The 3418-nt window shown below is 67.6% G+C and carries 2 protein-coding genes; one reads left to right on the forward strand and one right to left on the reverse strand.

Annotated features, from left to right (window positions below; genetic code table 11):
• Positions 1 to 75 precede the first annotated feature (75 nt).
• Complete coding sequence (gene secA / locus AB0C29_RS39275; protein WP_360831708.1) at positions 76 to 2967, reverse strand: preprotein translocase subunit SecA; 2892 nt, start codon at positions 2965 to 2967, stop codon at positions 76 to 78.
• Positions 2968 to 3152: 185 nt separating this feature from the next.
• On the opposite strand from secA, the gene AB0C29_RS39280 reads away from it, so the two are divergent.
• Positions 3153 to 3418, forward strand: a 266-nt coding sequence (locus AB0C29_RS39280; RefSeq protein WP_360831711.1) for a GNAT family N-acetyltransferase, incomplete at its 3' end; no start/stop codon positions are given.

Here is a 3418-nt window from a genome sequence, read left to right on the forward strand (position 1 = left end):
CCACCACCCACAGACAAAAAGAAAAACGACCCCGCAGAGCAAAACCCTGCGAGGCCGTATTTCAAAGAGAGTGGATCAGGAAACTCCAGGCGCCCCGTGGCACCGCTTGTACTTCTTGCCCGATCCGCAGTAGCAAGGAGCGTTCCGAGAAGGCCCGTTGCTGGCCTCAGCCTGCCCGGAGCTCCGCGGCCGGTTGCCCGACCCGTGAGCCGGACCAGCCGGAACGACGGGAGACCCCAGACCCAGAGCCGGAGCCTGCTGCTCCTGCTGGATCTGCGGCGCACCGGCACCGGCCTCGCCGTCGATCGTCGGCGCCGTGTACTGCAGGGCCTGCGGGCGACGGTTGCCGCCCAGGCCCTTGGCCCGGACCTCGACCCGCGAGTCGCCCTCGCCGTCGGTTGAGGTGCCCGGCAGGGCGACGGCCTGGCTCGGGTCGACCGTGACGGTGGGGGCTTCCTCGACCTGGACCTCGAGGTTGAAGAGGAAGCCGACAGCCTCCTCCTTGATGCCCTCCATCATCTGGTTGAACATGTCGAAGCCCTCGCGCTGGTACTCGACCACCGGGTCGCGCTGGGCGTACGCCCGCAGGCTGATGCCTTCCTGCAGGTAGTCCATCTCGTACAGGTGCTCGCGCCACTTGCGGTCGATCACCGCGAGCAGGACCTGGCGCTCGAGCTCGCGGACCGCGTCCTCGCCGAGCTCTTCCTCGCGGGCCGCGTACGCCGCCTGGGCGTCCTTCTTCAGCTCTTCGATCAGGTATTCCTGGTCGAGGGTGCTGCGCTCGCCACCGCTGTTCTCCACCAGGTCGTCGATGGTGACGCTGACCGGGTAGAGGCGCTTGAGGCTGACCCAGAGCTGGTCGAGGTCCCAGTCCTCGGCGTAGCCGTCGGAGGTGGCCGCGCGGACGTAGTCGGCGATCACGTCGTCGATCATGTGCTGGGCCTGGTCGTGCATGTCCTCGCCGTCGAGCACGCGCTTGCGCTCGGCGTAGATGACCATGCGCTGCTTGTTCAGCACCTCGTCGTACTTGAGGACGTTCTTGCGGATCTCCGCGTTCTGGCCCTCGATCTGGGTCTGGGCGCTGCGGATCTGCCGGGTGACCATCTTCGACTCGATGGGCACGTCCTCGGGGATGTTGAAGCGGTCCATGACCGCCTCGACCGCACCGGCGCGGAACCGCTTCATCAGGTCGTCCTGCAGCGACAGGTAGAACCGGGACTCACCCGGGTCGCCCTGGCGGCCGGAGCGGCCGCGGAGCTGGTTGTCGATGCGGCGGGAGTCGTGCCGTTCGGTGCCCAGGACGTACAGGCCGCCGGCGGCGATGACCTCGGCCGCCTCGACCTCGCAGGCTTCCTTCCAGGTGGGCAGGACCTCTTCGAGGGCCTTGGCGTACTCCTCCGCGTCCTCGACCGGGTCGAGGCCGCGCTGGCGCAGCTCGCTGGCGGCGAGGAACTCGGGGTTGCCACCGAGCAGGATGTCGGTGCCGCGACCGGCCATGTTGGTGGCCACCGTGACGCCGCCCTTGCGGCCGGCCTGCGCGATGATCGTGGCTTCCTGCGCGTGGAACTTGGCGTTCAGCACGCTGTGCGGGATGCCGCGCTTGCGCAGCAGCGTCGAGAGGATCTCGGAATTCTCCACCGAGACCGTGCCGACCAGGACGGGCTGGCCGGTGGCGTGCCGCTCGGCGATGTCCTCGATGACCGCGTTGAACTTGGCCTTCTCGGTCTTGTAGATGACATCCGGGTGGTCGATGCGGATCATCGGGCGGTGCGTCGGGATGGACACGACGCCGACCTTGTAGACCTGGTTGAACTCGCCGGCCTCGGTCTGCGCCGTACCGGTCATGCCGCCGAGCTTGTTGTAGAGCCGGAAGTAGTTCTGCAGGGTGATGGTCGCCAGGGTCTGGTTCTCCTGCTTGACCTCGACGCCTTCCTTGGCCTCGATGGCCTGGTGCATGCCCTCGTTGTAGCGGCGGCCGTGCAGGATGCGACCGGTGAACTCGTCGACGATCAGGACCTCGCCGTTCTCGTCGACGATGTAGTCCTTGTCCTTGCGGTACAGCTCCTTGGCCTTGATCGCGTTGTTGAGGTAGCCGACCAGCGGGGTGTTCACCGACTCGTACAGGTTGTCGATGCCGAGGCGGTCCTCGACCCGGGAGACGCCGCGCTCGGTGACCGCGACGGTGCGCTTGGCCTCGTCGACCTCGTAGTCGCCCTCGCCGTCCTTGCCCTTCTGCAGGCGGGCCACCAGGGCGGCGAACTCGCCGTACCAGCGGGCGGAGTGCTCGCCGGGGCCGGAGATGATCAGCGGGGTACGGGCCTCGTCGATGAGGATCGAGTCGACCTCGTCGACGATGGCGAAGTTGTGGCCGCGCTGGACCAGCTCGGCCGCCGACCACGCCATGTTGTCACGCAGGTAGTCGAAGCCGAACTCGTTGTTGGTGCCGTACGTGATGTCGCACTCGTAGGCGGCCCGGTGCTCGGCGGCCGGCCGGTTGGGCAGGATCACGCCCACGGTGAGGCCGAGGAACACGTGCACGCGGCCGACCCACTCGGCGTCACGCTGGGCGAGGTAGTCGTTCACCGTGATGATGTGCACGCCCTCACCGCTCAGCGCGTTGAGGTAGGCCGGGAAGACACCGGTCAGGGTCTTGCCCTCACCGGTCTTCATCTCCGGGATGTTGCCGAAGTGCAGCGCGGCGCCGCCCATGAGCTGGACGTCGTACGCACGCTGCCCCAGCACCCGCCGGGCTCCCTCGCGGGCCACCGCGAACGCCTCCACCAGCAACGAGTCCAGCGACTCGCCGTCGGCGACCCGCTCCTTGAACTGCTCGGTGCACTCACGCAACTCGTCGTCGGTGAGGTCGGTGTAGTCGTCCTCGATCGAGTTGACCGCGTTCGCGATCGCCTTGAGCCGTCGCACCATGCGGCCTTCGCCGGCGCGCAGGAATTTTTCCAAAATCGACACGGGTCAACGCTCCCCTAGACGGTCTGCCGAACCATCGTAGGCGTCTTGTCTGGGTGACCGTGACCCGAGCCTCCGGTTAACCTCGCAAAGACGGTGAAACAGGGCGACAAGTTCGCTGACAGCGCATCCGGACCGGCCGCTGCAACCTTTTGCCGGGCCAGGGCGTGTCGGGGCACGATGTCGGCGTGGAAACGGTCGCGATCCGTACCGGTGACTTGCTCCTGCGCCCCTGGCACGCCCGGGATGCGGAGGCGGTCTGCCGGGCGTGTCAGGATCCGGAACTGCACCGCCGGCTCACCGGCCTGCCTTGGCCGTACCGGATCTCGGACGCCGCCGCCTTCGTCGGCGAGTTCGCATTGCCGTCGTTGCCCGCGTACGGCACGCCCGCGCTCCCGGCCAGCTCGGCCAGAGCGGGCAGGCGTGCGCCGGTGGACGGGGTGAAGTCGATGAA

This window comes from Actinoplanes sp. NPDC048791 (assembly GCF_040650095.1).
Lineage (GTDB): Bacteria > Actinomycetota > Actinomycetes > Mycobacteriales > Micromonosporaceae > Actinoplanes.